This is a genomic window from Trabulsiella odontotermitis, from assembly GCF_030053895.1.
GTDB classification, from domain to species: Bacteria; Pseudomonadota; Gammaproteobacteria; order Enterobacterales; family Enterobacteriaceae; genus Trabulsiella; species Trabulsiella odontotermitis_C.
Window position 1 is genome coordinate 51002 of record NZ_CP125781.1, and the last position, 26688, is coordinate 77689.

The 26688-nt window shown below is 55.7% G+C and carries 29 protein-coding genes; 8 read left to right on the top strand and 21 right to left on the bottom strand.

Going from position 1 to position 26688, the window contains the following annotated elements:
• Positions 1–32 precede the first annotated feature (32 nt).
• On the bottom strand, positions 33–800 hold the full coding sequence (gene tpiA, locus QMG90_RS00255) for a triose-phosphate isomerase (protein ID WP_283282075.1): 768 nt from the start codon (positions 798–800) through the stop codon (positions 33–35).
• A gap of 109 nt (positions 801–909) precedes the next feature.
• On the bottom strand, positions 910–1509 hold the full coding sequence (locus QMG90_RS00260; RefSeq protein ID WP_283282076.1) for a DUF1454 family protein: 600 nt from the start codon (positions 1507–1509) through the stop codon (positions 910–912).
• Between the two features lie 111 nt (positions 1510–1620).
• Between QMG90_RS00260 and QMG90_RS00265 the strand changes: the two genes are divergently transcribed.
• Complete coding sequence (locus tag QMG90_RS00265) at positions 1621–2040, top strand: DUF805 domain-containing protein (RefSeq protein ID WP_283282078.1); 420 nt, start codon at positions 1621–1623, stop codon at positions 2038–2040.
• Here QMG90_RS00265 and fpr read toward each other — a convergent pair whose 3' ends face one another.
• The 7 genes from fpr to gmk all read right to left on the bottom strand — a co-directional run bounded on the left by fpr (position 2041) and on the right by gmk (position 9813).
• The gene (fpr, locus tag QMG90_RS00270; RefSeq protein ID WP_283282080.1) at positions 2041–2787 is read right to left on the bottom strand and encodes a ferredoxin--NADP(+) reductase; all 747 of its coding nucleotides are present in this window, start codon (positions 2785–2787) and stop codon (positions 2041–2043) included.
• Positions 2788–2882: 95 nt separating this feature from the next.
• Entirely contained in the window at positions 2883–3893 is a 1011-nt protein-coding gene (gene glpX, locus QMG90_RS00275; protein ID WP_283282082.1) for a class II fructose-bisphosphatase, read from the bottom strand.
• A 50-nt stretch (positions 3894–3943) separates the two neighbouring features.
• Positions 3944–6025 (bottom strand): ATP-dependent DNA helicase RecG, encoded by a 2082-nt coding sequence (gene recG, locus QMG90_RS00280; protein ID WP_283282084.1) that lies wholly within the window; start codon positions 6023–6025, stop codon positions 3944–3946.
• Positions 6026–6028: 3 nt separating this feature from the next.
• Positions 6029–6718 carry a tRNA (guanosine(18)-2'-O)-methyltransferase TrmH gene (trmH, locus tag QMG90_RS00285; RefSeq protein ID WP_283282086.1) on the bottom strand — a complete coding sequence of 230 codons (690 nt, stop codon included), beginning with the start codon at positions 6716–6718 and terminating at the stop codon, positions 6029–6031.
• Positions 6719–6722: 4 nt separating this feature from the next.
• Positions 6723–8840 carry a bifunctional GTP diphosphokinase/guanosine-3',5'-bis pyrophosphate 3'-pyrophosphohydrolase gene (gene spoT, locus QMG90_RS00290; RefSeq protein WP_283282088.1) on the bottom strand — a complete coding sequence of 706 codons (2118 nt, stop codon included), beginning with the start codon at positions 8838–8840 and terminating at the stop codon, positions 6723–6725.
• Positions 8841–8859: 19 nt separating this feature from the next.
• Entirely contained in the window at positions 8860–9135 is a 276-nt protein-coding gene (gene rpoZ / locus QMG90_RS00295; RefSeq protein ID WP_000135058.1) for a DNA-directed RNA polymerase subunit omega, read from the bottom strand.
• A 54-nt stretch (positions 9136–9189) separates the two neighbouring features.
• Positions 9190–9813, bottom strand: coding sequence for a guanylate kinase (gmk, locus tag QMG90_RS00300; protein WP_283282090.1), 624 nt, complete (start codon positions 9811–9813; stop codon positions 9190–9192).
• 258 nt (positions 9814–10071) lie between these two features.
• Between gmk and ligB the strand changes: the two genes are divergently transcribed.
• Positions 10072–11754, top strand: a complete 1683-nt coding sequence (gene ligB, locus QMG90_RS00305; RefSeq protein WP_283282093.1) for an NAD-dependent DNA ligase LigB — start codon at positions 10072–10074, stop codon at positions 11752–11754.
• On the opposite strand, the gene QMG90_RS00310 is transcribed toward ligB, so the two are convergent.
• Both QMG90_RS00310 and QMG90_RS00315 read right to left on the bottom strand, forming a co-directional pair.
• Complete coding sequence (locus tag QMG90_RS00310; RefSeq protein WP_283282095.1) at positions 11748–12365, bottom strand: trimeric intracellular cation channel family protein; 618 nt, start codon at positions 12363–12365, stop codon at positions 11748–11750. The two genes, ligB and QMG90_RS00310, sit on opposite strands and share 7 nt — an antisense overlap.
• Before the next feature lie 194 nt (positions 12366–12559).
• Positions 12560–13423, bottom strand: a complete 864-nt coding sequence (locus tag QMG90_RS00315; RefSeq protein WP_283282097.1) for a YicC/YloC family endoribonuclease — start codon at positions 13421–13423, stop codon at positions 12560–12562.
• 127 nt (positions 13424–13550) lie between these two features.
• Between QMG90_RS00315 and rph the strand changes: the two genes are divergently transcribed.
• Complete coding sequence (gene rph, locus QMG90_RS00320) at positions 13551–14267, top strand: ribonuclease PH (protein ID WP_038161379.1); 717 nt, start codon at positions 13551–13553, stop codon at positions 14265–14267.
• Between the two features lie 62 nt (positions 14268–14329).
• The gene (gene pyrE / locus QMG90_RS00325; RefSeq protein WP_283282100.1) at positions 14330–14971 is read left to right on the top strand and encodes an orotate phosphoribosyltransferase; all 642 of its coding nucleotides are present in this window, start codon (positions 14330–14332) and stop codon (positions 14969–14971) included.
• A 45-nt stretch (positions 14972–15016) separates the two neighbouring features.
• Here pyrE and slmA read toward each other — a convergent pair whose 3' ends face one another.
• From slmA to coaBC, 3 genes are all read right to left on the bottom strand, one after another.
• Complete coding sequence (gene slmA, locus QMG90_RS00330; RefSeq protein ID WP_283282102.1) at positions 15017–15613, bottom strand: nucleoid occlusion factor SlmA; 597 nt, start codon at positions 15611–15613, stop codon at positions 15017–15019.
• A gap of 112 nt (positions 15614–15725) precedes the next feature.
• Positions 15726–16184, bottom strand: a complete 459-nt coding sequence (dut, locus tag QMG90_RS00335) for a dUTP diphosphatase (protein ID WP_283282104.1) — start codon at positions 16182–16184, stop codon at positions 15726–15728.
• Entirely contained in the window at positions 16162–17373 is a 1212-nt protein-coding gene (coaBC, locus tag QMG90_RS00340) for a bifunctional phosphopantothenoylcysteine decarboxylase/phosphopantothenate--cysteine ligase CoaBC (RefSeq protein ID WP_283284027.1), read from the bottom strand. Before coaBC ends, dut begins: the two co-directional genes overlap by 23 nt.
• A 174-nt stretch (positions 17374–17547) precedes the next feature.
• Here coaBC and radC point away from each other — a divergent pair, with 174 nt between their 5' ends.
• From radC to mutM, 4 genes are all read left to right on the top strand, one after another.
• A complete protein-coding gene (radC, locus tag QMG90_RS00345; protein ID WP_283282106.1) occupies positions 17548–18213 on the top strand; it encodes a RadC family protein in 666 nt (221 codons plus the stop codon).
• A 216-nt stretch (positions 18214–18429) separates the two neighbouring features.
• Entirely contained in the window at positions 18430–18666 is a 237-nt protein-coding gene (rpmB, locus tag QMG90_RS00350; protein ID WP_002436699.1) for a 50S ribosomal protein L28, read from the top strand.
• Between the two features lie 22 nt (positions 18667–18688).
• Positions 18689–18856, top strand: a complete 168-nt coding sequence (gene rpmG, locus QMG90_RS00355; RefSeq protein WP_003024094.1) for a 50S ribosomal protein L33 — start codon at positions 18689–18691, stop codon at positions 18854–18856.
• A gap of 69 nt (positions 18857–18925) precedes the next feature.
• Positions 18926–19735 (top strand): bifunctional DNA-formamidopyrimidine glycosylase/DNA-(apurinic or apyrimidinic site) lyase, encoded by an 810-nt coding sequence (gene mutM / locus QMG90_RS00360; protein ID WP_283282110.1) that lies wholly within the window; start codon positions 18926–18928, stop codon positions 19733–19735.
• Here the strand turns inward: mutM and coaD are convergent, their stop codons facing one another.
• From coaD to rfaQ, 7 genes are all read right to left on the bottom strand, one after another.
• Positions 19736–20215, bottom strand: coding sequence for a pantetheine-phosphate adenylyltransferase (gene coaD, locus QMG90_RS00365; protein ID WP_283282112.1), 480 nt, complete (start codon positions 20213–20215; stop codon positions 19736–19738).
• Positions 20216–20217: 2 nt separating this feature from the next.
• Positions 20218–20994, bottom strand: coding sequence for a glycosyltransferase family 2 protein (locus QMG90_RS00370; protein WP_283282114.1), 777 nt, complete (start codon positions 20992–20994; stop codon positions 20218–20220).
• Positions 20994–22268, bottom strand: a complete 1275-nt coding sequence (gene waaA, locus QMG90_RS00375; RefSeq protein ID WP_283282116.1) for a lipid IV(A) 3-deoxy-D-manno-octulosonic acid transferase — start codon at positions 22266–22268, stop codon at positions 20994–20996. The genes QMG90_RS00370 and waaA overlap by 1 nt, the downstream gene beginning before the upstream one ends.
• Positions 22269–22333: 65 nt before the next feature.
• The gene (locus tag QMG90_RS00380; RefSeq protein WP_283282118.1) at positions 22334–23323 is read right to left on the bottom strand and encodes a glycosyltransferase; all 990 of its coding nucleotides are present in this window, start codon (positions 23321–23323) and stop codon (positions 22334–22336) included.
• An 11-nt stretch (positions 23324–23334) separates the two neighbouring features.
• Complete coding sequence (locus QMG90_RS00385) at positions 23335–24432, bottom strand: glycosyltransferase (RefSeq protein ID WP_283284028.1); 1098 nt, start codon at positions 24430–24432, stop codon at positions 23335–23337.
• A 2-nt stretch (positions 24433–24434) separates the two neighbouring features.
• Positions 24435–25562: a glycosyltransferase family 4 protein gene (locus QMG90_RS00390; protein ID WP_283282120.1), complete on the bottom strand. Its 1128-nt coding sequence runs from the start codon at positions 25560–25562 to the stop codon at positions 24435–24437.
• Positions 25559–26629, bottom strand: coding sequence for a putative lipopolysaccharide heptosyltransferase III (gene rfaQ / locus QMG90_RS00395; RefSeq protein ID WP_283284029.1), 1071 nt, complete (start codon positions 26627–26629; stop codon positions 25559–25561). Before rfaQ ends, QMG90_RS00390 begins: the two co-directional genes overlap by 4 nt.
• Between the last annotated feature and the right edge of the window lie 59 nt (positions 26630–26688).

Genomic DNA, 26688 nt, shown 5'->3' on the forward strand with positions numbered 1-26688 from the left:
GGTAAGCGCAAGCGCCACCCGCCACAATGGCATTACGCTTGTTTTGCCGCTTCTGCTGCTTTAACGATCACCGCGAAAGCATCTGCTTTCAGGGATGCGCCGCCAACCAGCGCGCCGTCGATGTCCGGCTGAGTGAACAGTTCTGCTGCGTTAGACGCGTTAACAGAACCGCCGTACTGGATAATGACCTGCTGAGCAATTTTCGCGTCAGCTTTCGCAATATGGTCACGGATAAATTTATGCACCGCCTGCGCCTGAGCCGGGGTCGCAGATTTGCCGGTACCGATCGCCCAGACGGGTTCGTAAGCGATAACCACGCCTTCGAACGCGGAAGCGCCCTGCGTTTTCAGTACGGCGTCAATCTGACGTGCGCACACTTCTTCGGTTTTGCCCGCTTCGTTTTCCGCTTCGGTTTCACCGATGCACAGGACCGGAATCAGACCCTGCTCTTTCAGCACGGCAAATTTTTTGGCGATGAATTCGTCAGATTCTTTGTGGTAGGTGCGACGCTCAGAGTGGCCGATGATGATGTATTTCGCGCCGATATCTTTCAGCATCTCAGCGGAGGTTTCACCGGTGAATGCGCCGGACAGGTTAACGTCAACATTCTGCGCGCCCAGGATGATGTGGCTGCCCGCAGCGGCCTGTTTCGCCAGATCAAGGTACATTTCCGGCGGAGCGATAGCTACGTCACAACCCGTTACGCCTGCCAGCTCTTTACGCAGGTTCGCAACCAGTTCGTTAACCATGTGGCGGCTGCCGTTCAGTTTCCAGTTACCCATCACTAAAGGATGTCGCATTTCAATTCTCCACGCTACAAAAGCGAATTAAGGAATATGGCCGCCCCTCAGGGCAGCATGGTCTGTGAAACAGTATAGAGATTGATAACCCGGATGGCTTTGCTTTTTATCATTTATTGTTGCTCTCGAGGGTCTCAGATAGCGCCAGCTTAATCGGTTCAACAGCGAAGGTCAGCCCTTTTTCGCCGTTATCTGCCACCACATAGCGAATCGCACCTTCTGCGGCCGCGTAGTAGTGTTTGCCTTTGCCGAGGGTCAGCAGCTTTTGCAGCTTTTGCAGACTTTGTGGCTTGGTTAGCGCCGGGGTAAAGGTGCGGATGAGGGCGGCCATATATTCCAGCGCTTTATCTCTGGCCGCCTTTTTTTCCGGCCCCTGAATCGGTAGCCAGGTGACCTGCATGGATTTTATTTTCAGCGTACCGCGCTCAAGGGCGGTAGACGCGTACAGGTTTTCGTTAATTTTGGTGGCGGCGCGGGTGAGATTGAGCGGGTCGCGGCTGCCGCCAATGGAACGAAATTCGTTAAGCGTGAGGGCGGGATTATCGGCGTTGAATTTTTCCCGGAACTGGCTGATGGAGAGATCGAACGTGGGCGCACCCGGCAGCAGGTACGGCGCCGTCGTGGTTGCGGGCACATCGGCCGACAACGCGCGATAACTTGCCAGCGTGACGGCAAGCGTTAACAAACACAGCGATAGCCACTTTTTCATCTTACCATCCTCGGATCCTTTGCTGACGATTAAAACGGGAAGCGTCCGGCTTGTCAAAAAGAGACGTTACCAGGGTAAACTACGCGCCACGACGAGAATAAGGAATGGGAAATGACCCTACAGCAGTGGCTTTTTTCGATTAAGGGGCGTATCGGGCGCCGCGATTTCTGGATCTGGATAGGTGTCTGGATCCTGGCAATGATAGTGTTGTTTACCCTTGCTGGTAGCCACTGGATGAGTCTGCAAACCGCTGCCTTCGCTCTCGTCTGCCTGTTATGGCCAACGGCGGCTGTTACCGTAAAACGGCTGCACGATCGCGGGAAATCCGGGCTGTGGGCGCTGCTGATGATCCTCGCGTGGATGCTGCTCGCCGGGAACTGGGTCATGCTGCCAGGCGTCTGGCAGTGGGGCGTGGGCCGTTTTATTCCAACGCTGATTATCGTGATGATGCTGATTGACCTGGGCGCGTTTGTCGGCACCCAGGGCGAGAATAAATACGGTAAAGAGACGCAGGAGGTAAAATACCGCTGATCACCAGTAGTGTTCGGCGGTCATATGGCCCGGTCGGCGGCGCAGATGTTTGGTCATCTGCCGGGTATCTTTCAGTAATTGCTGGGTATCGCGCACCATTTGTGGGTTGCCGCACAGCATCACGTGGCTGGTCTCCGCCGTCATCGACAGGCCGGTTGCCGCTTCCAGTTCGCCACTTTCAATCAGCGCCGGAATGCGTCCGGTCAGCGAACCAGACAGCGTTTCGCGACTCACCACCGTCTGGATCCGCAACTTCCCTTCATAGCGCTTCTGCAGTTCGAGCATCAGCGGCAGGTAGCTTAAATCTGCGGCGTAACGCACCGCATGAACCAGCACCAGATTTTTAAAGCGGTCAAGATCGTTGCCGTCCTGCAAAATCGAGAGATACGGGCCAAGGGCAGTGCCAGTTGCCAGCATCCACAGCGTTTCGCAGTCGGGTATTTCGTTGAGTACAAAGAATCCGGCGGCTTCGCTGACCAGCTGGATATCGTCGCCGGGTTTCAACGCGGCCAGACGCGGGCTTAGCTTGCCATCGGGAACAGTGACGAGGTAAAACTCAAGATCCGGGTTAGCGGGAGCATTAACGTAGGAGTAAGCGCGCTGCACGCGCTCGCCGTCAATTTCCAGCCCCAGTTTGGTGAACTGCCCGGCGGTGAATGGCTGAACAGGCGCATGGACGGTAAGACTAAACAGTGCGTCGGTCCAGTATTCCACCTTCGCCACTTTGCCAGTAACCCAGTCCGCCATAATCTTCTCCTGTTCTGATGCAATACCTTATCTTCGCCACTCAGGGCGCAGATTTCCAGCCCCGCAGGGCCGGAAAGCTCAATCAGACAAATGGCTTACAGGATATGGCGCTGCACATCCGGATCTTTGCGATCAAGATAATGAATAGACTGAATGCGACGAATGGTGCGTGATTTCCCGCGGATCAGCAGGGTTTCGGTGGTGGCGATATTGCCCTTACGGCTGATACCGTCCAGCAGGTCGCCTTTGGTGATGCCGGTAGCAGAGAAAATCACGTTATCGTTATGCGCCATGTCGCTCAGTTGCAGCACCTGATTCGCGGCGATCCCCATCACTTTGCAACGTGCCAGCTCGTTTTCACCGATCCGGCGGTTTTCGTCGTTATCGCCTTTCACCTCATGACGAGGCAGCAGACGACCGTGCATATCACCGTCGAGCGCGCGGATCACCGCCGCAGAGACCACACCTTCCGGCGCGCCGCCGATGCCATACAGAACATCCACTTCGCTGTCTGGCATACAGGTGAGAATGGAGGCGGCAACATCGCCATCAGGAATCGCAAAAACGCGAACGCCAAGCTGCTGCATATGGGCGATAACCGCGTCGTGGCGCGGTTTTGCCAGAATGGTCACGGTAAGCTCGCTGAGCGGTTTATTGAGCGCGGCGGCGACGTTACGCAGGTTATCCGCCAGCGGTAGATTGAGGTCGATAGCGCCTTTCGCGCCAGGGCCAACGATCAGTTTTTCCATGTACATATCGGGCGCGTTAAGGAAGGTGCCTTTATCGCCAACCGCCAGCACCGCCAGCGCGTTAGCCTGACCCATCGCGGTCATGCGGGTACCTTCAATCGGATCAACGGCGATATCAACCGCGTCGCCGTTGCCTGTGCCGACTTTCTCGCCGATGTAGAGCATCGGCGCTTCGTCGATCTCACCTTCGCCAATCACGATGGTGCCGTCGATGTTGACCTGGTTCAGCATGATGCGCATGGCGTTGACTGCCGCGCCGTCTGCCGTGTTTTTATCACCACGGCCCAGCCACTTATAGCCCGCCAGCGCGGCGGCTTCAGTGACGCGTGAAAATTCGATGGCAAGTTCTCGTTTCATAACAAACTCTTCAGGAAGAAAAATGGGCGAAGTCCGTCCCGGCGGGAAGACTACGCGTTGGAATAGCGTTCTGTTTCCGGCATCCAGCGTTCGATCAGCGCCTGCGCCTGCGCCGGGTAACGTTCGTGAATATGGCGGGCGATGCGCTGAACGTCGGGGATCATGCCCTGATCGCGCAGCAGGTCAGCGACTTTAAACTCCGCGTTGCCGGTCTGGCGTGTGCCGAGTAATTCGCCAGGGCCGCGGATCTCCAGGTCTTTCTGAGCAATCACAAAGCCGTCGTTGCTGTCGCGCAATACCTGTAAACGCTTTTGCGCGGTTTTCGACAGTGGCGATTTGTAGAGCAGTACGCAGTGGGAGGCCACGGCGCCGCGTCCGACGCGCCCGCGCAACTGGTGGAGTTGTGCGAGGCCAAGCCGCTCCGGGTTTTCAATGATCATCAGGCTGGCGTTGGGGACATCCACACCTACTTCAATGACGGTTGTCGCTACCAGCAGTTGCAGCTCGCCCTGCTTAAATGCCTGCATGACGTCCTGTTTCTCGGCGGGTTTCATGCGACCGTGTACCAGACCGATTTTCAGCTCCGGCAGCGCCTGTTTAAGCTCTTCCCATGTGGCTTCCGCCGCCTGCGCTTCCAGCAGTTCCGACTCTTCAATGAGCGTACAGACCCAGTACGCCTGGCGCCCTTCGGCGGTACCGGCGTGACGCACGCGGTCGATGATCTCGTTGCGGCGGGTATCCGGAATGGCGACGGTCGACACCGGCGTACGCCCCGGCGGGAGCTCGTCGATGACGGAGGTGTCGAGATCGGCATAGGCGGTCATCGCCAGAGTGCGCGGAATTGGCGTGGCGGTCATGATCAACTGATGCGGATGGAAACCCTGCTGTTGGCCCTTTTCCCACAGCGCCAGTCTCTGATGCACACCGAAACGGTGTTGTTCGTCGATAATCACCAGCGCCAGTCCATTGAACTGCACCTGTTCCTGAAAAATCGCGTGAGTGCCGACAATCATCTGCACCTGGCCGAGGGCGATGGCTTCCTGCTGCGCCTGTCGCGCTTTACCTTTTTGTTTACCCGCCAGCCAGCCCACTTCAATGCCCAGCGGGGCAAACCAGTTGCGGAAGTTGTTGGCATGCTGCTCCGCGAGCAGCTCTGTCGGTGCCATCAGCGCCACCTGATTGCCGTGGGCAATCGCCCGCAGCGCGGCCAGCGCGGCAACCAGCGTTTTACCGGAACCGACATCACCCTGCACCAGACGCATCATCGGTACATCCAGCGCCATATCGCGTTCGATTTCCGCGACCACACGCTCCTGGGCACCGGTTGGCTTAAACGGCAGCGCGGCCAACAACTGGTTTTTCAAATCGTTTTTCGGGCTGAGTGGCTGGGCGTGATAGCGCTGAGCGCCTGCGCGTAGCGCCAGCATGCTCAGGTTATGCGCCAGCAACTCTTCGAGAATCAACCGCCGCTGTGCCGGATGTTGCCCGGTTTCGAGGTCGCTCAGTTGCATGTCCGGCGGCGGGCGATGCAGGGTGCGCAGCGCTTCCGGCAGGCTCATCATCCCTTTCGCCAGATCCGGCGGCAGCAGCTCGGCAATGGCGCAAGTGTCGAGCAAATCAAGCGCCTGGTCGGTGAGCTTGCGCAGCGTCGCCTGCCTGACGCCTTCGGTCGTCGGGTAAACCGGCGTCAGCGTTTCCTGCAGCTCCGGCGTGCTGAGATCGCCCTGAACGCGGTATTCCGGGTGGATCATTTCTGCGCCATATTTGCCGCGTTTGGCTTCACCGTAAGCCAGCACACGACGCCCGGTCGCGAGGCTGTTTTTCATCGCCGCGTTGAAGTTGAAAAAACGCATGGTGAGAATACCGGTGCCGTCGCTGATCTGGCAGGTCATCATCCGACGGCCGCCAAACGAGATGTTGCAGTTCAGCACTTCGCCTTCCACGGTCGCGTAGACGCCGGGGAGCAGGTCGTTAATGGGGTAAAGTTGGGTGCGGTCTTCGTAACGCAGCGGCAGATGCAGGAGCAAATCCTGCACAGTATGCAGGCCGATTTTCGCGAGCTTGCTGGTCTGCGCCGCGCCAACGCCGGTGAGTGAACTCAGCGGAACGGCATCCAGCAGACGGCCGCTCATGGCTTATCTCGCAGCCTGCATAGTGGCCCACCACGCCGCATCGGCTTCGATATCACCGGACGCATTCACGTGAGGGTAAGGCAATTTTTTGCGCTTCGCGACGCGCGCCAGCACCGGATAACCGCCTTCAAACAGCAAGCGCTGCTGTTCCTCTTCCGGCAGCATACTGTTGTCACGCTCGTACATACCGGCGTTCTGACGCTGGCGCTGCGCTTCATAAAGGATTAAGGCGGAAGCGACAGAGACGTTCAGCGACTGCACCATGCCGATCATCGGAATAATGATCTCCTGGTCTGCCAGCGTCAGTGCTTGTTGGCTGATCCCGGTTTTCTCCTGGCCCATCAGAATGCAGGTCGGGCGGGTGTAATCGATATCGCGAAAATCAACGGCTTTTCCGGAAAGGTGTGTTGCCAGTACCTGCATGCCGCGCGCTTTCAGGTGCGTAACGGCGTCGTCGATTGTCGGGTGTGTTTTGACGTTGACCCAGCTGTTGCTGCCCGCTGCCGTGGATGCCATGGTACGCATGCGGTTGCCTGGCCAGATAGCATGCACTTCATGCACGCCAACCGCATCAGCGGTGCGAATGATAGCGGAGACATTATGAGGTTTATGCACCTGCTCCATACAGACCGTCAGGTCAGGCTGGCGCCGGGCGAGCATTTCACAAATGCGCTCATAACGTTTTTGATTCATGTTTCTAGTTTCGGTTACGGGTGACTTTAATCACGTCTGGCATCACGCGAATTTTACGCATGATATTCGCCAGATGGACGCGATCGCGTGCGGTCAGACGGATAAACGCGCTGTACACGCGACCATCTTTCTCTTCCGTATTCAGGCTCTGAATATTGGACGTCGCGGTGTTGATCGCCGCCGTCAGGTTTGCCAGCGCACCCTGGTGGTTGAACATATCCACTTTAATTTCGGTGATGAATTCCTGCTCGGTCTCTTTATCCCACTCTACCGCCATGAATTTCTCGGGCTCTTTCTGATAGCCACGGATGTTGCGACAGGATTCATGGTGGATCACCAGCCCTTTACCCGGGCTGACGTGGGCGATGATCGGATCGCCTGGAATCGGGCGACAGCATTTGGCAAAGGTGATCAGCACGCCATCGGCGCCTTTAATCGGCAGATGACCGTGGCCCTGCGCCGTTGACGGTGCCGCAGTCGCTGCTTCGCCTTGCAACAGGTTTTTCGCGACCACAACGCTCATCGCGTTCCCGAGGCCGATTTCCGCCAGCAGATCGTCAAGACTTGCCAGCTTCATGCGCTCGAGTTCGCGTTGAATGCTCTCTTGTGGAATTTCGGCCAGCTTGCGGCTGCCGCCTAACGCGTGGTTAAGCAGGCGACGGCCCAGACTCACGGAATCATCACGTTTGAGGTTTTTCAGCAACTGGCGGATTTTAGCGCGCGCTTTCGAGCTCACCACAAAGTTCAGCCAGGCAGCGTTCGGGCGCGCGCCGGGAGCCGTGATGATTTCAACGGTTTGACCGCTGGAAAGCGACTGCGACAGCGGGTAAGGCTGGCGATCGACGCGGGCACCAACGCAGGCGTGACCGATATCGGTATGCACTGCGTAGGCGAAGTCGACCGGTGTCGCGCCTGCCGGTAATTCGACAATGCGGCCTTCCGGCGTGAAAACATAAATCTCATCCGGGAAGAGATCAGATTTTACGCTCTCGATAAATTCGAACGAGCTACCGGCGCTTTGCTGGAGTTCCAGCAGGCTCTGCATCCAGCGCTGGGCGCGGATTTGCGCCGTAGTACTGCTTTCGCCGCCATGCTCTTTGTAAGCCCAGTGCGCCGCGACCCCCATCTCTGCCATCTGATCCATATCTTCGGTACGGATCTGAACCTCAACCGGCACCCCGTGTGGACCAATCATGGAGGTATGCAACGACTGATAGCCGTTGGCCTTCGGAATGGCGATATAGTCTTTTACGCGCCCCGGACGCGGTTTGTACAGGCTGTGCATCTGACCGAGTACGCGGTAGCAGGTATCCGGGTCATGAACGATCACGCGAAACGCGTAGATATCCATGATGGAGTGAAAACGCTGCTCTTTCAGCACCATTTTGCAGTAGATAGAGTACAGATGCTTCTCGCGACCGCTTACGCGACAGGGAATACCCGCCTCCTGCAATCGCCCTTCGATTTCAGAGAGGATTTTCTGGATCATCTCTTTACGGTTGCCGCGCGCGGCTTTCACCACCTCTTTAATTACGCGATAGCGGTTCGGGTACAACGCTTCAAAACCCAGCTCTTCGAGCTCAGTTTTAATGTGATGAATACCTAAACGGTGCGCCAGCGGGCTATAAATTTCGAGGGTTTCACGGGCAATGCGTCGACGCTTATCCGGACGGAGGGAGCCCAGTGTGCGCATATTATGGGTGCGGTCAGCGAGTTTGATGAGAATGACGCGGATATCCTGCACCATCGCCATAATCATCTTGCGAAAGTTTTCGGCCTGCGCCTCTTTCTTGTCGCGAAACTTGAGCTTATCAAGTTTCGACACCCCTTCCACCAGTTCGGCAACGCTTTTGCCAAACAGTTGTTCCATATCCTGGTAGGTGGCGGGGGTATCTTCAATCACGTCATGCAGCAGGGCGGCCATCAGCGTTTCGTAGTCGAGTTTCATCTCGGCCAGGATACAGGCTACCGCCACCGGGTGCGTGATATAGGGTTCACCGCTTGAACGTGTCTGGCCCTCGTGAGCGTCACGTGCAACGAGATACGCCTGCTGAAGACGCTTAATCTGATCTTCAGGCAGGTAAGTTTGAATCAGCTGATTCAGGCTTTCAAACAGATACAAGGGCGACCCGCAGGTTTAATTAACGACGACCTTCAGCAATGGCGGTAACGGCCTGCAGTTCTGCGGCTTCCTGCTCTTGCTGCTCCTGGCGCTCACGTACGTCGAGGATCTGGTTGTTAATCAGGCCTTCTTCGATTTCGCGCAGCGCGATAACGGTGGTTTTATCGTTTTCTTCCGGTACCAGCGGATCTTTACCGCCTACCTGCATCTGACGAGCGCGACGCGCGGCGACCAGTACCAGGTCAAAACGGTTACCAATTTTCTCTACAGCGTCCTGAACAGTTACGCGTGCCATACTTAAAATGCTCCACAGGTGAAGAAATGACTGGGCATGATACTGAAAGTGGGTTCAGTCTGCCAATAGTTTGCTGATTAAAGCGTCATGTCGCTGCTTTTGGCGGCTCATGCGCAGACGTTCAGCGCGAATGATGGTTTTCAGATCGCCCAGCGCGGTGTCGAAATCATCGTTCACAATCAGGTAATCATATTCTGCGTAATGGCTCATTTCTGCAACTGCCTGCGCCATACGTTTTGCAATCACCTCTTCGCTATCCTGGCCGCGTCCACGCAACCGGCGATCCAGTTCCTCTTTCGAGGGCGGCAGAATAAAAATGCTGCGCGCGTTCGGCATTTTCTGGCGAATTTGCAATGCGCCTTGCCAGTCGATATCCAGGAATACATCTACGCCAGAGGCTAATACCTGCTCGATGGTTTCACGAGAGGTGCCGTAATAGTTACCAAAAACTTCTGCATGCTCAAGAAACGCGTCTTTGCCAATCATATGACGGAATTCATCATGATTGACGAAGTAATAGTGTTCGCCGTGCACTTCACCCGGACGCGGCGCGCGCGTGGTATGCGAAACAGATACCTGGGTGTCGTACAACGGTTGGGTTTTTAACAGCGCCTGAATCAGGCTGGATTTACCCGCGCCACTGGGGGCAGAAACAATATAAAGCGTGCCTTGAGCCATGAGAGTCTTTTGTATGTGGTTATCGAGAGAAGTCTACATACGAGCCTATTATACACGCCGCGCTCGGGTGACGTAGCTTTTGTCACACTTTTTACCGCAGTTAATTGCATTTTGCGCGCCGTTTTCCTGATTTCCCTGTCAGTTACTGCAACAACGCCAAAACCCTGGAATCCGCTACGCAATGTCAGACATCACGCATCGCCATAAAAGAAATCAACGCGTTAAATCCGCGAAGACGCTTTGAAGGGAGACGCAACAATGGCGAAATGGGGATGGTTACTGATTTTTGTGGTCTGTGGTTCAGCGAGCGCGGCATGCCCTGTCTGGTCACCCGCAAGGGCTGAAGAGGAGATCGCGCGGCTGAGCGGGCAGATAACGCAGTGGAATGACGCTTACTGGTCACAAGGCGCCAGCGGGGTTAACGATGCGGTTTATGACCAGCTCTCCGCGCGTCTGGCGCAGTGGCGGCGTTGCTTCGGCAAAGAAACGACCCAGGAGCTCGCGCCGCCGATGCTGGGAAAAGGTGTTGTTCATCCTGTCGCCCATACCGGTGTGAAAAAGCTGCCGGATGCCGCTGCCCTGTCCGGGTGGATGAAAGGCAAATCTGCGTTGTGGCTCCAGCCAAAGGTCGACGGTGTTGCCGTGACGCTGGTCTATCGCGAGGGCAAGCTGGTTCAGGCCATCAGCCGGGGCGACGGCTTAAAAGGGGAAGACTGGACGGCGCGCGTCAGGCTCATTCCCGCCGTTCCGCAGACGGTCACCGGCGAGCTGGCGAATAGTGTATTGCAGGGTGAGCTGTTTTTGCGGCGTGACGGGCACATTCAAAAGCAAATGGGCGGCATGAACGCCCGGGCGAAAGTGGCAGGCGCCATGATGCGTAAAAGCACGCCGGCCTCGTTACAGGCGCTCTCGCTGTTCGTCTGGGCCTGGCCGGATGGCCCGAAAAACATGACCCAACGCCAGGCATTGCTGCGTGATGCCGGTTTTGACTGGGTTTCACAGTACACCGTGCCCGTCACCACGGTGGCGCAGGTTGCCGCGCAGCGCGAGCGCTGGTTTAGCTCGCCACTGCCGTTTGTAACCGATGGCGTGGTGGTCAGAGCGGCGTCGGAACCTTCGGGCAAGCACTGGCTACCGGGGCAGGAAAACTGGATTGTTGCCTGGAAGTACGCTCCCGTGGCGCAAGTCGCCGAGGTGAAAGCCGTCAATTTCACTGTCGGACGCACCGGGAAAATCGCCGTCGTTGCTCAACTCGAACCGATACAACTGGACGATAAGCGTGTGCAGCGGGTGAATATTGGCTCGGTAAATCACTGGCAGCGTCTGGATCTCGCGCCGGGCGATCAGGTACAGGTAAGCCTCGCCGGGCAGGGTATTCCGCGGATTGACAGTGTGGTCTGGCGAAGCGCCGAACGTCACAAGCCAGAGCCGCCTGCCGCACATTTCACGCCGTTAACCTGCTATTTCTCAACGCCTGAGTGCGAAGCGCAGTTTCTGTCGCGGCTGGTCTGGAGCAGTTCGCCGCAGGCGCTGGATATCGACGGCATTGGCGCGGCAACCTGGCAGGTACTGCACCGCGCTCACCATTTCAACCATCTCTTTTCCTGGCTGGCGCTGACGCAGGAGCAACTCCAGGCCACACCAGGGTTAACTGCCGCCCGGGGTTTACAGTTGTGGCACCGCTTTAACCTCGCCCGCACTCAGCCTTTCCGGCGCTGGATAGCGGCGATGGGGATCCCACTCAGTCAGGAGACGCTGAACAGTATGGCGGATATTAACTGGGTGCAACTCGTGGCGAAGAACGATGCAGACTGGCAAGCGCTGCCCGGCACCGGGGTAAAACGGGCGACGCAGATCCGCCAGTGGCTTCACAGCGAAGTGACGGGTCAGCTTGCAACCTGGTTGAGTGAGCAGAAGATAGCGGGTTTTTCTGCTCAGTGAACACTGTGCTTATAGTCAAAGACAGGCAAGCCCAGTTTCAGGCGCAGCGCCAGCAGGCGAGCGGTGAAACCGAACAACAGCGTCGAAATCACCACCACATCATGGTTGCTGACGTAATGCTGCAGCGCGATGTACAGCACCGCAGAAGCAAACGAAACCCCTGCATACAGCTCTTTCTGAAAGACCAGTGGAATGCGTTTGCAGAACATATCGCGCAGTACGCCGCCAAACACGCCAGTGACAACGGCGGCAATGGTCGCGATAATCGGACCTTCGCCCATATCCAGCGCGATTTGTGCGCCGATGATGGAAAACACCACCAGGCCCAGCGCATCCAGCACCAGAAAAAGTCGGCGAAGGTGCGGCATTACGGGGGCGAAAATGGTTGTTAACACGGCGGCGGTGGCAACGATGATGACGTATTCAGGATGCTTAACCCAACCCAGCGGGTAATGCCCTAACAGGATGTCGCGCACGGAGCCACCGCCAAGTGCGGTCGCAGTAGCAATAATAATGACGCCAAAGGTATCCATGCGGCGGCGACCTGCGGCCAGCGCCCCGGTCATGGCTTCTGCGGTGATACCAATTAAATAAAGAATGTGTAGCAGCATGCTTGCCCCCGTCAACGATGGCGGCAGCTTAGCGTTTTGTGCGCGCGATCACGATTGAGATTTTCTAACGCGATGCGTTTCGGATAAGTATTTCTAATGTTTTATGTTGGGGGAACTTAATGCAGAAGTTACTAAAAAGTCCGCAATGATGCGGACTTAACCAGGGTGGTTGACGTTCTGAACGTACCTGAATCCTACTCGATGTTCTGAATCTGCTCGCGCATTTGCTCGATCAGTACTTTCAGCTCGATGGCGGAATTGGTCACTTCCGCATTGATGGATTTTGACGCCAGCGTGTTCGACTCGCGGTTGAATTCCTGCATCATGAAGTCGAGACGGCGACCGACCGCTTCTTTCTTCTTCAGGATGTTATAGGTTTCCTTCACGTGCGCTTCCAGGCGATCCAGCTCTTCGGCAACGTCGATACGCTGCGCCATCAGCACCAGTTCCTGCTCCAGACGGTTGTTTTCCAGCTGTACTTCCGCCTCTTCCAGCTTCGCCACCAGACGGTCGCGCTGCCATTGCAGGATTTCCGGCATGTGCGCGCGGACTTTACCCACTTCCGTGCTCACGCCTTCCAGACGTTGTTCGATCAACGCTTTCAGTGCCTGGCCTTCGGTTTCGCGAGCGATGATGAAATCATCCAGCGCGCCGTCAAGTGCCGTGAGGATCTCCGCCGCGATAGCGTCCAGATCCTGTTCCTGCGCCGCCATTACGCCAGGCCAGCGCAGAATATCGACCGGATCGATTTCACCTTCATCGCTCTGCATTTTGACCCAGTTGGCGGCGCTGACCAGTTGTTTCGCCAGTTTTTCATTGAGGATTAACTCCCCTTGCGCACTGGCATCGGGCTCAAACCGCAGGTTACATTCGATTTTTCCGCGCGTCAGACGGGCGCGTATGCGTTCACGCACCACCGGCTCAAGGCTGCGGAACTGTTCCGGCAGACGAAAATAGGTTTCCAGATAACGTTGGTTTACCGAGCGCAGTTCCCACGCGGCAGTGCCCCACTCACCCTTGATTTCACGCCGGGCATAGGCGGTCATACTGCGGATCATAGACGTTCCCGTTTTTTGTCGGAGAGATGGGGGGATTATAGCTTTCCGGGACCGTACGGGATAGGAATAAGCGCGTTTAATCCGTATAATGCGCAGCCACATTGGTTTCACGCCGGAGAAAAACATCATGCGTCCAGCAGGCCGTAGCGCTCATCAGGTGCGCCCCGTAACCCTGACCCGTAACTATACAAAACACGCTGAAGGCTCCGTGCTGGTCGAATTTGGCGACACCAAAGTGTTGTGCACCGCCTCGATCGAAGAAGGCGTGCCTCGTTTTCTGAAAGGCCAGGGGCAAGGCTGGATCACCGCCGAATATGGCATGCTGCCGCGCGCAACCCACACCCGTAACGCCCGCGAAGCCGCCAAAGGCAAACAGGGTGGTCGTACTATGGAAATCCAGCGACTGATCGCCCGCGCGCTGCGTGCGGCGGTGGATCTGAAAACGCTGGGCGAATTCACCATTACCCTCGATTGCGACGTGATTCAGGCCGATGGTGGCACCCGCACCGCATCTATTACCGGTGCCTGCGTGGCGCTGGCGGATGCGCTGAATAAACTGGTGGCGGCAGGCAAACTCAAAACCAACCCCATGAAAGGGATGGTGGCCGCGGTTTCGGTCGGAATTGTGGATGGCGCTGCCGTCTGCGATCTGGAGTATGTTGAAGATTCCGCCGCAGAAACCGACATGAACGTGGTGATGACCGAAGACGGGCGCATCATTGAGGTGCAGGGCACGGCCGAAGGCGAGCCGTTTACCCACGAAGAACTTCTCACCTTACTGGCGCTGGCCAGGGGGGGGATCGAATCTATTGTAGCGACGCAGAAAGCGGCGTTAGAAAATTAATTTCAGGGCGACGCAGTCGCCCTTTTTTTTGTCTGTTATTCAGTGAGATGAGGAGCGAATCCATGAAACCATATCAGCGCCAGTTTATTGAATTTGCGCTTGGCAAGCAGGTACTGAAGTTTGGCGAATTTACGCTGAAATCCGGGCGCAAAAGCCCCTATTTCTTCAACGCCGGGCTGTTTAATACCGGGCGCGATCTGGCACTGTTAGGCCGTTTCTATGCGGAAGCATTAGTGGATTCCGGTATCGATTTTGACCTGCTGTTTGGGCCGGCTTACAAAGGGATCCCCATTGCCACTACCACGGCTGTTGCGCTGGCAGAACACCATGACCGCGACTATCCGTACTGCTTTAACCGCAAAGAAGCCAAAGACCACGGCGAAGGCGGAACCCTGGTCGGCAGTCCGTTGCAGGGCCGCGTGATGCTGGTGGATGATGTGATCACCGCAGGAACGGCGATTCGCGAGTCTATGGAGATTATTCAGGCTCACGGTGCGACGCTGGCTGGCGTGCTGATTTCGCTGGACCGTCAGGAGCGTGGCCGCGCGGATATTTCCGCCATTCAGGAAGTCGAGCGCGATTACGGCTGCGGCGTGATTTCTATCATTACCCTGAAAGATCTGATTGCTTATCTGGAAGAGAAGCCTGAGATGGCAGAACATCTGGCTAAAGTGCGGGCGTATCGCGAAGCGTTTGGCGTATAAGCGGAACGGAAACTGCCCGGTGGCAATTGCTTACCGGGCCAGTGGTTATTGCAGTTGTGCGGCGAGGAGCGGCCAGCGAGCGTCAAAGTCGTCCGTCGGGCGATATTTGAATTCGCTGCGCACAAAACGTGAGAGCATCCCTTCGCAATATGCCAGCAACAGGCTTGCCAGCAACGTTTCGTCAGTCTGATACCCTTCGCCTTCACGCATTTTCTTTTCTCTCAGCACCTGGCGCAGCTGCGATTCAATGCGTTCGAAAAGCTGATTGATTCTGCCCTGCAACCTGTCCTGTTCAAACATCAGCGCATGGCCGGTGAGAATGCGGGTTAACCCCGGGTTGCGTTCACCAAAGCCGAGCACCAGCAGCACGATAAGACGCACGCGCGCGGCAGTGTCTTTTTCATCCTTCATGATCAGGTTGATACGGGTTGTCAGGCTGTCTTCGATAAACTCAATGAGGCTATCGAACATGCGGGTTTTACTGGGAAAATGACGATACAGCGCCGCTTCGGAAACCCCCACGGATGCGGCCAGTTTTGCCGTAGTAATACGTTGACTGCCATCGCTGGATTCCAGCATGAGCGCCAGAGATTGAAGTATTTCTTCGCGACGGTTCCTTTTCGCAGTTTGTTTTTCTGCCATGTTCTAAAATACCCCTGAAAAATAAACAGTTACCGGGCAGCCATCCACACAGCGACCGCAAACATTTGTTTGCGGCTTGTTTTAGCATTATTACGCTGTGGGGCGTGGTTGTTTAGTGGCGCCCGGAATGGCCGAAACCACCTTCGCCGCGATCAGTCTCGTCGAACGCTTCCACCAGATTAAACTCTGCCTGGACAACAGGCACAAAGACCATTTGTGCGACACGCTCGCCTGGCTGGATAGTGAAGCTGTCCTGGCCGCGGTTCCACACGGAAACCATCAGTTGCCCCTGATAATCGGAATCGATCAGGCCGACAAGGTTGCCCAGTACGATACCGTGCTTATGACCGAGACCTGAGCGCGGCAGAATCACCGCCGCCAGCGACGGATCGGCGATATGAATAGCCAGGCCGGTCGGCAGCAGTGTAGTGGCACCCGGCGACAGCTCTACGGCGTCATCAAGACAGGCTCGCAGATCAAGTCCGGCGGAGCCGGAGGTGGCATAGGTCGGCAGTGGGAACTGTTCGCCAATGCGCGGGTCCAGAATCTTAACGTCGATTTTTTTCATCATAACGGGTAACGATCTCGTCCAGTAATAGTTGGCCCAGGAGTTCCTTGCGCTCAAGCGGCAGGCGTTTATCTCCGTCTTGCCAGAAAAGATGCAGTGCGTTGCTGTCGCTGTTAAAGCCTTGATTTGATTGCGATACGTCATTAGCGCAAATCAGATCGAGGTTTTTACGGACGCGTTTTTGCCGCGCGTATTCTTCCACATTATTCGTTTCTGCGGCAAATCCTACAACAAAGGGGCGGTGGCTGGTTAGCGCGGCCACGCCCGCCACGATATCAGGGTTTTTGACCATTTTTATTGTTAATTCGTCGCCCTGCTTTTTAATTTTCGCATCGGCAATGGCGGCGGCGCGATAGTCGGCAACGGCAGCGCAGCCGATAAAAATCTGTTGGTTCTGCACGGAAGCCTGCACGGCGGCTTCCATTTCCAGCGCCGTCGTGACCTCTACCCGCTGCACAAACGGCGGCGTAGGCAGTGTTACGGGACCGCTGACCAGCGTCACGTTAGCGCCGCGTTTTGCCGCGGCGGCAGCAATTGCAAACCCCATCTTACCGGAGCTGTGATTGGTAATGTAACGCACCGGATCCAGCGGCTCGCGGGTTGGGCCCGCGGTAATCATGATGTTGAGATGTTGCAGATCTTTGACAGGCGAGAAATGCGTGGCGGCCATGTCGACAATCGTCAACGGGTCAAGCATCCGGCCCGGACCAACGTCGCCACACGCCTGGCTGCCGCTGTCAGGGCCCCACAGCAGAACGCCGCGCGAAGCCAGCACGCTGAGATTATGCTGCGTGGCGGCAGCACGGTACATCTGCTGGTTCATCGCCGGAACGATAGCCACCGGCGACGGCGTCGCCAGACAAATCGTCGAGACCAGATCGTTAGCCATGCCAGCAGCGATGCGGGCAATTAAATCGGCCGTGGCCGGGGCGAGGATGACCAGATCGGCCCACTTACCGAGTTCAATATGGCCCATGGCGGCTTCGGCAGCCGGATCCAACAGGCTGTCGGATACCGGATAACCCGACACCGCCTGCAGACTCATCGGCGTGATAAATGCTTTTGCCGCGTCAGTCATAGCAACGCGCACTTCAGCACCTCGCTCGCGAAGACGACGCACCACTTCGGGCGCTTTATAAGCCGCGATACCGCCGCTCACGCCAAGAACGATTTTCTTACCGGCCAGGCTCATCATGATTCTTTCCTGTTGGGGTAAACCAGAGTGGGACATTTTATCACAATCCTTTCGAGGTCGTGCGCTTGTGGCAGCTCCACTTTGCGAGGCGTTACGCAAGACGGAAAGAAGCCTGTCGGCGAGCGTGGCGGAGTGTGCCACTCTGTGGCGCAAGGAGACATAGGAGCAATAATGGAATCAATGGAATACACCCTGCCGCGGGAAAAGATGCTGCGTAGCGGCATTGAGACGCTCTCGGATGTTGAGCTGCTGGCGCTTTTTTTGCGTACGGGAACGCGTGGGAAAGATGTCCTGAGCTGGTCGCTGGAATTGCTGCAACATTTTGGTTCGCTTTACGGTTTGCTGTCGGCAGAAAGAAAAGAGATCACCGAGGTGTACGGCATGGGTGTTGCCACTTACGCTCAACTGAAAGGGATTGCCGAGCTGGCGAAGCGCTACTACAACACCCGGGTGCAGGCGGAGAATTCACTTTCCAGCCCTGACATGACGCGAGAGTTTCTGCAAAGTCAGCTGGCGGATGAGGAACGCGAGATCTTTCTGGTGATCTTCCTCGATAACCAGAACCGGGTGATTAAGCACAGTCGGCTTTTTGCCGGGACGTTCAGCCATGTTGAGGTTTATCCGCGGGAAATTGTACGAGAAGCCATCAAAGTGAACGCGTCGTCGTTGATCCTTGCCCATAATCATCCTTCCGGTTTGGCAGAGCCGAGCAAAGCAGATAGAATAATCACCAAAGAAATCATGAAATGCTGTTATTTCATGGATATACGCGTTCTCGACCACCTGGTTATTGGTCATGGGGAGTCGGTTTCTTTTGCGGAGCGCGGCTGGATTTAACGCCGATCGCACGATCCATCGGGATCTTTGTCTGTTCGGGACTTGAGCACACCGCCGACTCAGCGTATACTACGCCACCTTTGAGAATCTCGGGTTTGGCATTTGGGCCTGGCAATCGGGGGTTCACTAAGAACCGCCATGACTGGGCTTTACAGCCTGACGAGGCGCCAATACCCCATACGAAGCTCGAGCTAATTTGATTTTTGGAGAATAGACATGTCCCGAGTCTGCCAAGTTACTGGCAAGCGTCCGGTGACCGGTAACAACCGTTCCCACGCACTGAACGCGACTAAACGCCGTTTCCTGCCGAACCTGCACTCTCACCGTTTCTGGGTTGAGAGCGAGAAGCGTTTTGTCACCCTGCGCGTATCTGCTAAAGGTATGCGTGTAATCGATAAGAAAGGCATCGATACAGTTCTGTCTGAACTGCGTGCCCGTGGCGAAAAGTACTAAGTACTTAAAGAGGAAATAAATCATGGCTAAAGGTATTCGCGAGAAAATCAAGCTGGTTTCTTCTGCTGGTACGGGTCACTTCTATACCACCACGAAGAACAAACGTACTAAGCCGGAAAAACTGGAACTGAAAAAATTCGATCCGGTTGTCCGTCAGCACGTTCTTTACAAAGAAGCTAAAATCAAATAATTTTAGTGGATTGTACGAAAACCTCGCTCCGGCGGGGTTTTCTGTTTTCAGGGCCAGGAGAATAAAACCATGCCGGAATTACCCGAGGTAGAAACCAGCCGTCGCGGTATCGAACCGCATCTGGTAGGAGCAACCATATTGCATGCCGTGGTGCGCAATGGTCGTCTACGCTGGCCCGTTTCAGAAGAAATTCATCGCCTGAGCGATAAACCGGTGCTGAGTGTTCAGCGTCGCGCCAAATATCTCCTGCTCGAACTGCCGGATGGCTGGATCATCATTCATCTCGGCATGTCTGGTAGCCTGCGCATTCTCGCTGAAGAAATCCCTGCCGAAAAACATGACCATGTCGATCTGGTGCTCAGCAATGGCAAAGTGCTGCGCTATACCGATCCTCGCCGTTTCGGCGCCTGGCTGTGGACCAAAGAACTCGAAGGGCACAACGTGCTGGCGCACCTCGGGCCGGAACCGCTGAGCGAGGTATTTAACGGCGATTATCTGCAGCAAAAATGCGCGAAGAAAAAAACCGCCATTAAACCGTGGCTGATGGATAACAAGCTGGTAGTGGGCGTAGGGAATATTTATGCCAGCGAATCGTTATTTGCCGCCGGGATTCATCCTGATCGCATAGCCTCATCGCTGTCGCGGGAAGAGTGTGAATTGCTGGTTCAGGCGATAAAAGCCGTGCTGCTACGGTCGATTGAACAGGGCGGAACCACGCTAAAGGATTTCCTGCAAAGTGACGGTAAGCCGGGGTATTTTGCGCAAGAATTACAGGTCTATGGTCGTAAGGGCGAGCCCTGCCGTGTGTGCGGTACGCCGATTATCGCCAGCAAACACGCCCAGCGTGCGACTTTTTATTGCCGCCACTGTCAGAAGTGATTATTTGAGTTTTTCCAGCAACGCCTGATGCACGTGCGGTGGCAGGAAGTGGGTGACATCACCCTGATGACGCGCGACTTCTTTCACCAGCGACGACGAGATAAACGACCACTCTTTTGATGGCATCAGGAAAACGCTTTCCAGTTCCGGCATCAGGTGGCGATTCATATGCGCCAGTTGCATTTCGTATTCAAAGTCAGCGACCGCCCGCAGCCCGCGGATCAGGATATTCGCCTGCTGCGCGCGGGCGAAATTGGCCATCAGGTCGCTAAATCCCATCACCACGACGTTACTCAGATGCGCGGTCGCCTGTTGCGCCAGTGCCACTCGCTCGTCGAGGTCAAACATCGGCTTTTTGCCCGGACTGGCAGCAATCGCCAGGATCACCGTATCGAACATACAGGCCGCGCGAGTGACAATGTCGATATGTCCGTTGGTGATCGGATCGAAAGTGCCTGGATAGATCGCTTTTGTCGCCATGTTTACGCTTTCTCTGACTCTGAGTAGCCGCGGTTCAGCGCCCACAGCCCGGTATATTTGTTGAAAGTATACTGCGCGTTGACCACCGCCAGTAGCCATCCCTGCGCGCCATCCAGCACGCCCCCGCGAATCAACAGCGTTTTCACAAACGCCCCCAGCGTATGCCCGAAGATACCCGCCAGCGTCACGCGTTTACCCTTCTGATGACGTTCCTGCGCCCATGCCGTGGCATAAGCGAGCTGCTTTTGCTGGAAGCTGGCGAAATCGCGGCAGGTCAGGTGGCGTAAATCACCGCTCAGTTCAATGACCGGAGCATCCCGGCAGTCGAGCGATTCATGTACCAGATTATCGTTATACTGAAAACGCTCGCGTTCGTACAAGCGTATAACACGATCCGGATACCAGCCGCTGTGGCGCATAAAACGACCCAGAAAATAGTTTTGCCGCGCGATGCTGTAAACCGCACCGGGTTGCGGCGAGGCCAGCACCTGACGCAGAGACTGCTCCAGCTCAGGCGTTACGCGCTCGTCGGTGTCGATCATCAGAACATAATCACCGGTTGCATACGACTGCGCGCGTTGACGCTGAGGTCCGTAGCCTTGCCAGTCGGTGTGGCTGTATACCTTTACGCCGAGGCTTTGCGCCAGTTCCACGGTATTGTCGGTGCTGCCGGAGTCCAGCAGGATGATTTCATCGGCCCAGTGAACCGAGGCGACGCACTCCGCCAGCAGGTCGGCTGCATTTTTGGCGATCATCACCACCGACAGGCGCATGGTCATTAGTGGCTCCGCTGTGGCAGATAGGGTTGCAGTAACTCCAGCAGACGCGACAGCGCGCCCTGATTCTGGTGTAGCACTTCGACCGCGTGCCGGCCATACCACAGGCGATAATCTTCGTCGGTAAGCAGATTAGCGACCTCTTTGACCAGTGACGCTTCATCGGTCACGGTGATCAGTCCATCGGCTTGCTGAAGACGGGCGCAGATATCTTTAAAGTTAAAGGTGTGCGGCCCCATCAGTACCGGAATGGCGTGTGCGGCGGGTTCAAGCGGGTTATGACCGCCACGCTCCACCAGACTGCCGCCCACAAAGGCGAGATCGGCAATGCCGTACAGCAGCATCAGTTCGCCCATGGTGTCGCCAATCACCACCTGTGTGCTGCCGGATGGGATTTCGCCGGTACTGCGCAGGGTGAAACTCATGCCCGCTTTTTGCACCATCTGACGTGCATCGTTGAAGCGTTCAGGGTGGCGGGGAACCAGAATCAGCAGGAGTTCCGGGAAGCTTTTCAGCAGTTCTTTGTGCGCCTGCAGAATAATTTGTTCTTCGCCGTCATGGGTGCTGGTGGCTATCCAGACCTGACGGCGTGGCGCCCACTGGCGGCGCAGCGTGATAGCGCGCGCGGCAAGCTCTGGCGTAACGGAAATATCAAATTTCAGGCTGCCGGTAATCGCCAGTTGATTGCGTTTCAGGCCCAGGGTGAGAAAACGGTTTCCGTCTTCTTCGTTCTGCGCGGCGATCAGCGTGATTTTACTCAGCAACCGACGCATGAAGTTGCCCAGCTTGCCATAGCCTTTTGCTGAGCGCTCAGAAAGGCGGGCGTTGGCGATGACCAGCGGGATTTTGCGTTTATTGAGCGCAGAGACCATGTTGGGCCACAGCTCCGTTTCCATCACGATCACCAGCTTTGGACGTACAGTGTCGAGAAAACGGTTCATGGCGCAGGGAAGATCGTAAGGCAGATAAACGTGATTAACATCTTTGCCGAACGCCGACATGGCGCGTTCAGAACCCGTTGGGGTCATGGTTGTCACGGTGATCGGCAAGGTCGGATAACGGTGGCGCAGCGCGCGAACTAACGGAATGGCCGCCAGCGTTTCGCCGACGGAAACGGAGTGCAGAAGAATACCCTCCGGCGCCACCTTGTTTTTACAAAAGCCGTACCTTTCGGCCCAGCGTTTTCTGTAAGCGGGCGCTTTCCGGCTGCGTAACAGCAATCGCAACCAGACCAGCGGCTGAATAAGGTAGAGCAGGGCGGTATAAAGCAATTCCAAGAGTGTTATCCGTTTTCTGTTTTAGCGGGCAAATTCTAAGCATTTAGCCGGAGTAAAGCTACTCCCTAAATATAACGCTTCAAACGAAAGTACCGACGACCAAGCCGCCAGCGCAGTCGCGGGCTTTTCGCACTCTTCCAGATCAGTTTCCAGATGCCGCGTTCAAAGAACTCCCGGATGATCATCGCCTTTTTCTGCTCATCCTTCATATTGTCGAAGGTATGAATGATCCCCAGACCCTCTTTGGCAATCTGCCAGTGGCAGGCCGGAATGCGGCTGACTTTATCCGGATAACGCTGGTTGATGGCATCCAGCATTTGCAGAATTTTCATGTAATGCCGCGCGGAGCGGATCAGCGTGTCGTCGGTGTCCGGTTTATGGGAAACGGAGGCGGAATGGATGTAGTAGTCGTAAAACTGCTCGCTGGTGTATTGCACGCGTTCGGCGGCCAGCAGCACTTCGGTGGTCCATGGAATATCCTGATGGCGTAAACCGGGCTCGAAGTGGAAATTGTGCTGACGAATGAAATCGTGACGATACAGATTCAGCCAGGTGACATGCAGGAATTTGCGGGAATCCAGCGCCTGTTTCAGCCAGACCGGGCCAGTCAACACGCCGGTGGATTGCAGTTTATCGAGCGGGAAAATGGGGCGCGACGGTTTTTTGTCGTTTTCCCAGACGTAGTTACCGTTGCAGGTGACGACGTCCAACGTGTTCTCCAGCGCCATGTCCAGCAGTCGCTGATACATGCCTGGCTTGAAATAATCATCAATATCAGGAAAGGAGAGGTACTGACCTGTGGCGACCGCGAGGCCCGTATTGCGCGCGGCAGAGACGCCCTGATTCTCCTGCGCCAGCACCTGCATGTGCGGGAGCTGCTCACGCCATTTTTCGACAATGCCCATAGAGCCATCAGTGGAACCATCATTAACGATGATGACTTCCATGCTGTCGATGTTCTGCGCAACCAGGCAGGAGAAAAACTGATCTAAAAAAGCCTCGCCGTTATAAACGGCCACAACCACACTCAGCAGTGGCGATGTCGGGAGTTGCATAAAATACCTGATTAATGTTTTTCTGCCAGCGAGAGATAACGCTGGCAAATCGCCTCAATGCTATAGGCTGAAATCGTGGAGTCATCAATGACGGGCGGATGATTGTAGATATCCGAAATCGTCCTCGCCAGACCCTCATCGCTCATTTCCGAGAGCCCGCGCGCCAGTTCGCCGGTGAGTATTTCGGCAGGTCCGCCTGGGCAACGCGTGCTTACCGGCGGAGTATGACAGATTATGGCTTCAACCAGAACGTTGCCGAACCCTTCGCAATCCGAACTGAGCACCAGTTGGCGGGCGTTTTTAATCCACGGGTACGGATTCGGCACAAAGGCGCTGAAAGTAACTTTATCCTCAACGCCCAACTCGGCGGCGAGGGCTTGCAACCGTTCGCGCTGTCGGTCATTGCCGTTTCCCATCATCACCAGTGATGCATCAATGCCGCTCTTCGCCCAGGCGCGCAGCAGACGGTCATGACGCTTGTGTTCATGGTAACGCCCCACGTGAATGATGTAATTCTGGCCCTGCATTTCGCACGGTTCCTGCATGAGCTGCTGGATCCGGGCGATATCGAATGGATTATGGATAACGGTCTGCCGCTGTAAATGGATGCCGAGCACCTGGGTTAAATCCTCCAGTACGGCATTTGAAACAGCCACTACCTGGCTGTTTTCATACACATGGCGAATTTTCGCCTGCTTAAACCAGCGCGATAACCCCCGGCGATGGCCGAGGTAGGAAAACGAGAACATCCCATGGACGCAGTACCAGATTTTCTTGCGGTCGATAACCCGCGTATGCGACACAATGCGATCGGTTTTATGCAGATGCGAAAAGACGATGTCAAATTCGCCTTTTTCCTGCGCTTTGCTGATGGCGTCATCAAGCAGACGAGCACGACGATATAACTCCGTCAGCTTCCGCCACGGTTTTTTACAGCGATCCAGCACAACCTGATAGTCAAGCCCCTCAGGAAGTGGGTAATCACATACCTTGCGCAAGGAAAACAGTGAGACCTGGTGACCCATTTCCATTAACCCACGGGAAAGCGTCAATACGGTTTTCTCAGCCCCACCGCCGGGTAAACCATCGATAATCATGAGGATGCGCATCATTAATCCAATAAAGTATGATAAAGCGAAATGAGCTGGCTCGAGAGTCGCTCAGGTGTTGCTTCCTTGACTTTATGTCGGGCATTCATGCCCATATTGTTATCTTTTTCGAGCGCCGGAATGGCCATTACCGCTTCAGCCAGTCGCTGAATATCCAGCGCATCGCAAACAAAACCGTTGCTATTCTGTTCAACAAATTCTGCGCCACCGCACGTTGTCGAGGTGATGATCGGTAAACCGCACGCCATCGCTTCCAGGATCACATTCGGAAAAGGATCATAGAGCGTCGGCAATAACAAACCATCGGCCATCTGATAAAACGGTAGCGTCTCTTTTTGCACACCGCAAAAAAGAACGCGATCGCTGCACCCGAGTGTTCGCGCCAGCGTCTGATACTGCGTTTCGGCTTTATCCTGACCGACGACAACCAGATAGCGATCAGTGGGCGCGATAGCCCTGATGGCGGCAGCCAGCCCTTTCCTCTCAAACCCGGAGCCGACAAAGCAAAGCACCACCGCTTCTGCCGGGATGCTGTACTGCTGTCGCAGGGCGAATCTTTGCGCACTTTGCGCCGGAACGAAGCGGCCTGAATCAATACTATTATAAATAACGTGAATTTTATCGGCAGCGACACCGAAATCCTCAATAATCTCTTGCTTGATCATCGCGGCGTTGCAGATCACCGCCTTGAGTTCTGGCGCCTGATACATCTCGCGTTCCGCGCCCATCACATAGCGATGATAGCGATCCTGCATCAGGAGCTGGCTGCGCCAGCCGGGCAAAATACGCGTGCGTTGCAGCAGCCAGCGATGATGCACGCCATCACCCGCGCGATAGATATCACAGCCGGGAATGCGTTCATGGCTTTGTACAATATCGAACTGCTCCGCCTGCCACAGCGCGCGCGCCGCGTGGGCAAAGCCGCGTTCACGGCTAATGCGCCCCCATTTGCGCGGGTTACAGATGTGAATATGCCAGTCATCCTGCTTTTCACCCTGCCATTCACGGGTGATCACATTGAGTTCGAGATCCTGGTGACTAAGCGCGCTAAGGGCGCGGGAGACGAAGCGTTCTGCGCCGCCGTCCGGGCGATACTTTTGTCTGACAATCGCCAGGCGATGTTTTTTCATGACAGAAGTCTCCTGGCGGCGTTGATAATCGGCTCGATCGGGATGGCGTCCAGATAGCGTTCTTTCGTGTTGGTATCGACGTTATCCGGGTCGGGTAGCGGGCCAAAATCACCGGCCCAGATCACCTCGCCTTTGACCTGCCACGGGCGCCAGAACGTCAGTTTTGACGGACCGAACAGCGCAATGCAAGGCGTTTGCAGGGCGGCTGCCATGTGCATGGGCACCGAATCCACGCCGATAAACAACGCAGCATGATCGATAATCGCGCCAAGCTGACGCAGACTGAGCTGGCCCGCCAGCGAGACTACGCGCTCTGTGGGGCTGGCGGCGAGGATGGTGTCGATCATCGCCAGCTCTTTTTTGTCCGGGCCGGAAGTGAGGACGATGGTGTGACCGTCCTGCTGAAGCGTGGTGATGGTTTGCGCCATCTTATTTTCATCCCAGCACTTGAAGAACCAGCGGGACGTGGGCTGGACGACAACGTACGAGCCCGTGACACCCTTCTCCGCCAGTTTCTCTTCAACGCCCTGCCAGTCCTCAGCGGAATAACACATCGAGACGTTGGTCTGAGGTTGAATATGTAGCGGTTCGAGGATCGTTAAATTCTGCTCAACGGTGTGCAGCGTTGCATGGTTCGTCACTGGCGCCAGTCGTGTATGGCAATAACGCCAGAAGGCGCTGCGACGTTTATTAAAGGCAAAACCGATGCGCACCGGCGCGCCAGTAAATCGCGTGATAATGGCGCTGCGCCACTGATCGGCCAGGTTAACCACCAGGTCGTAATGCTGGTGACGTAAAGTTTTCAGCAACTGCCATTCTTTCGCTAAATGGCCACGTCTGCCGAGCTGCTTCCATTTCCGGTCAATGCCATAGATATGATGAATATCCGGATGGGCCGCCAGCATATCCCGCGTTTCTTCGTACAGCAGGACATCAATGCGTGCATTGGGGCAGTGCTGGCGCAGAGAATTGATGACAGGCGTCGTCAGAAGCATGTCGCCATGATGACGTAATTTAATCAACAGGATCCGTAATGCGGGCGCGTTAAGTAGGTTATTCATCATTATCTTATCGGAAGCAATATGCCTGCAATTCTAATAGACCTGCTGCGCAGTTGCATCCTTTC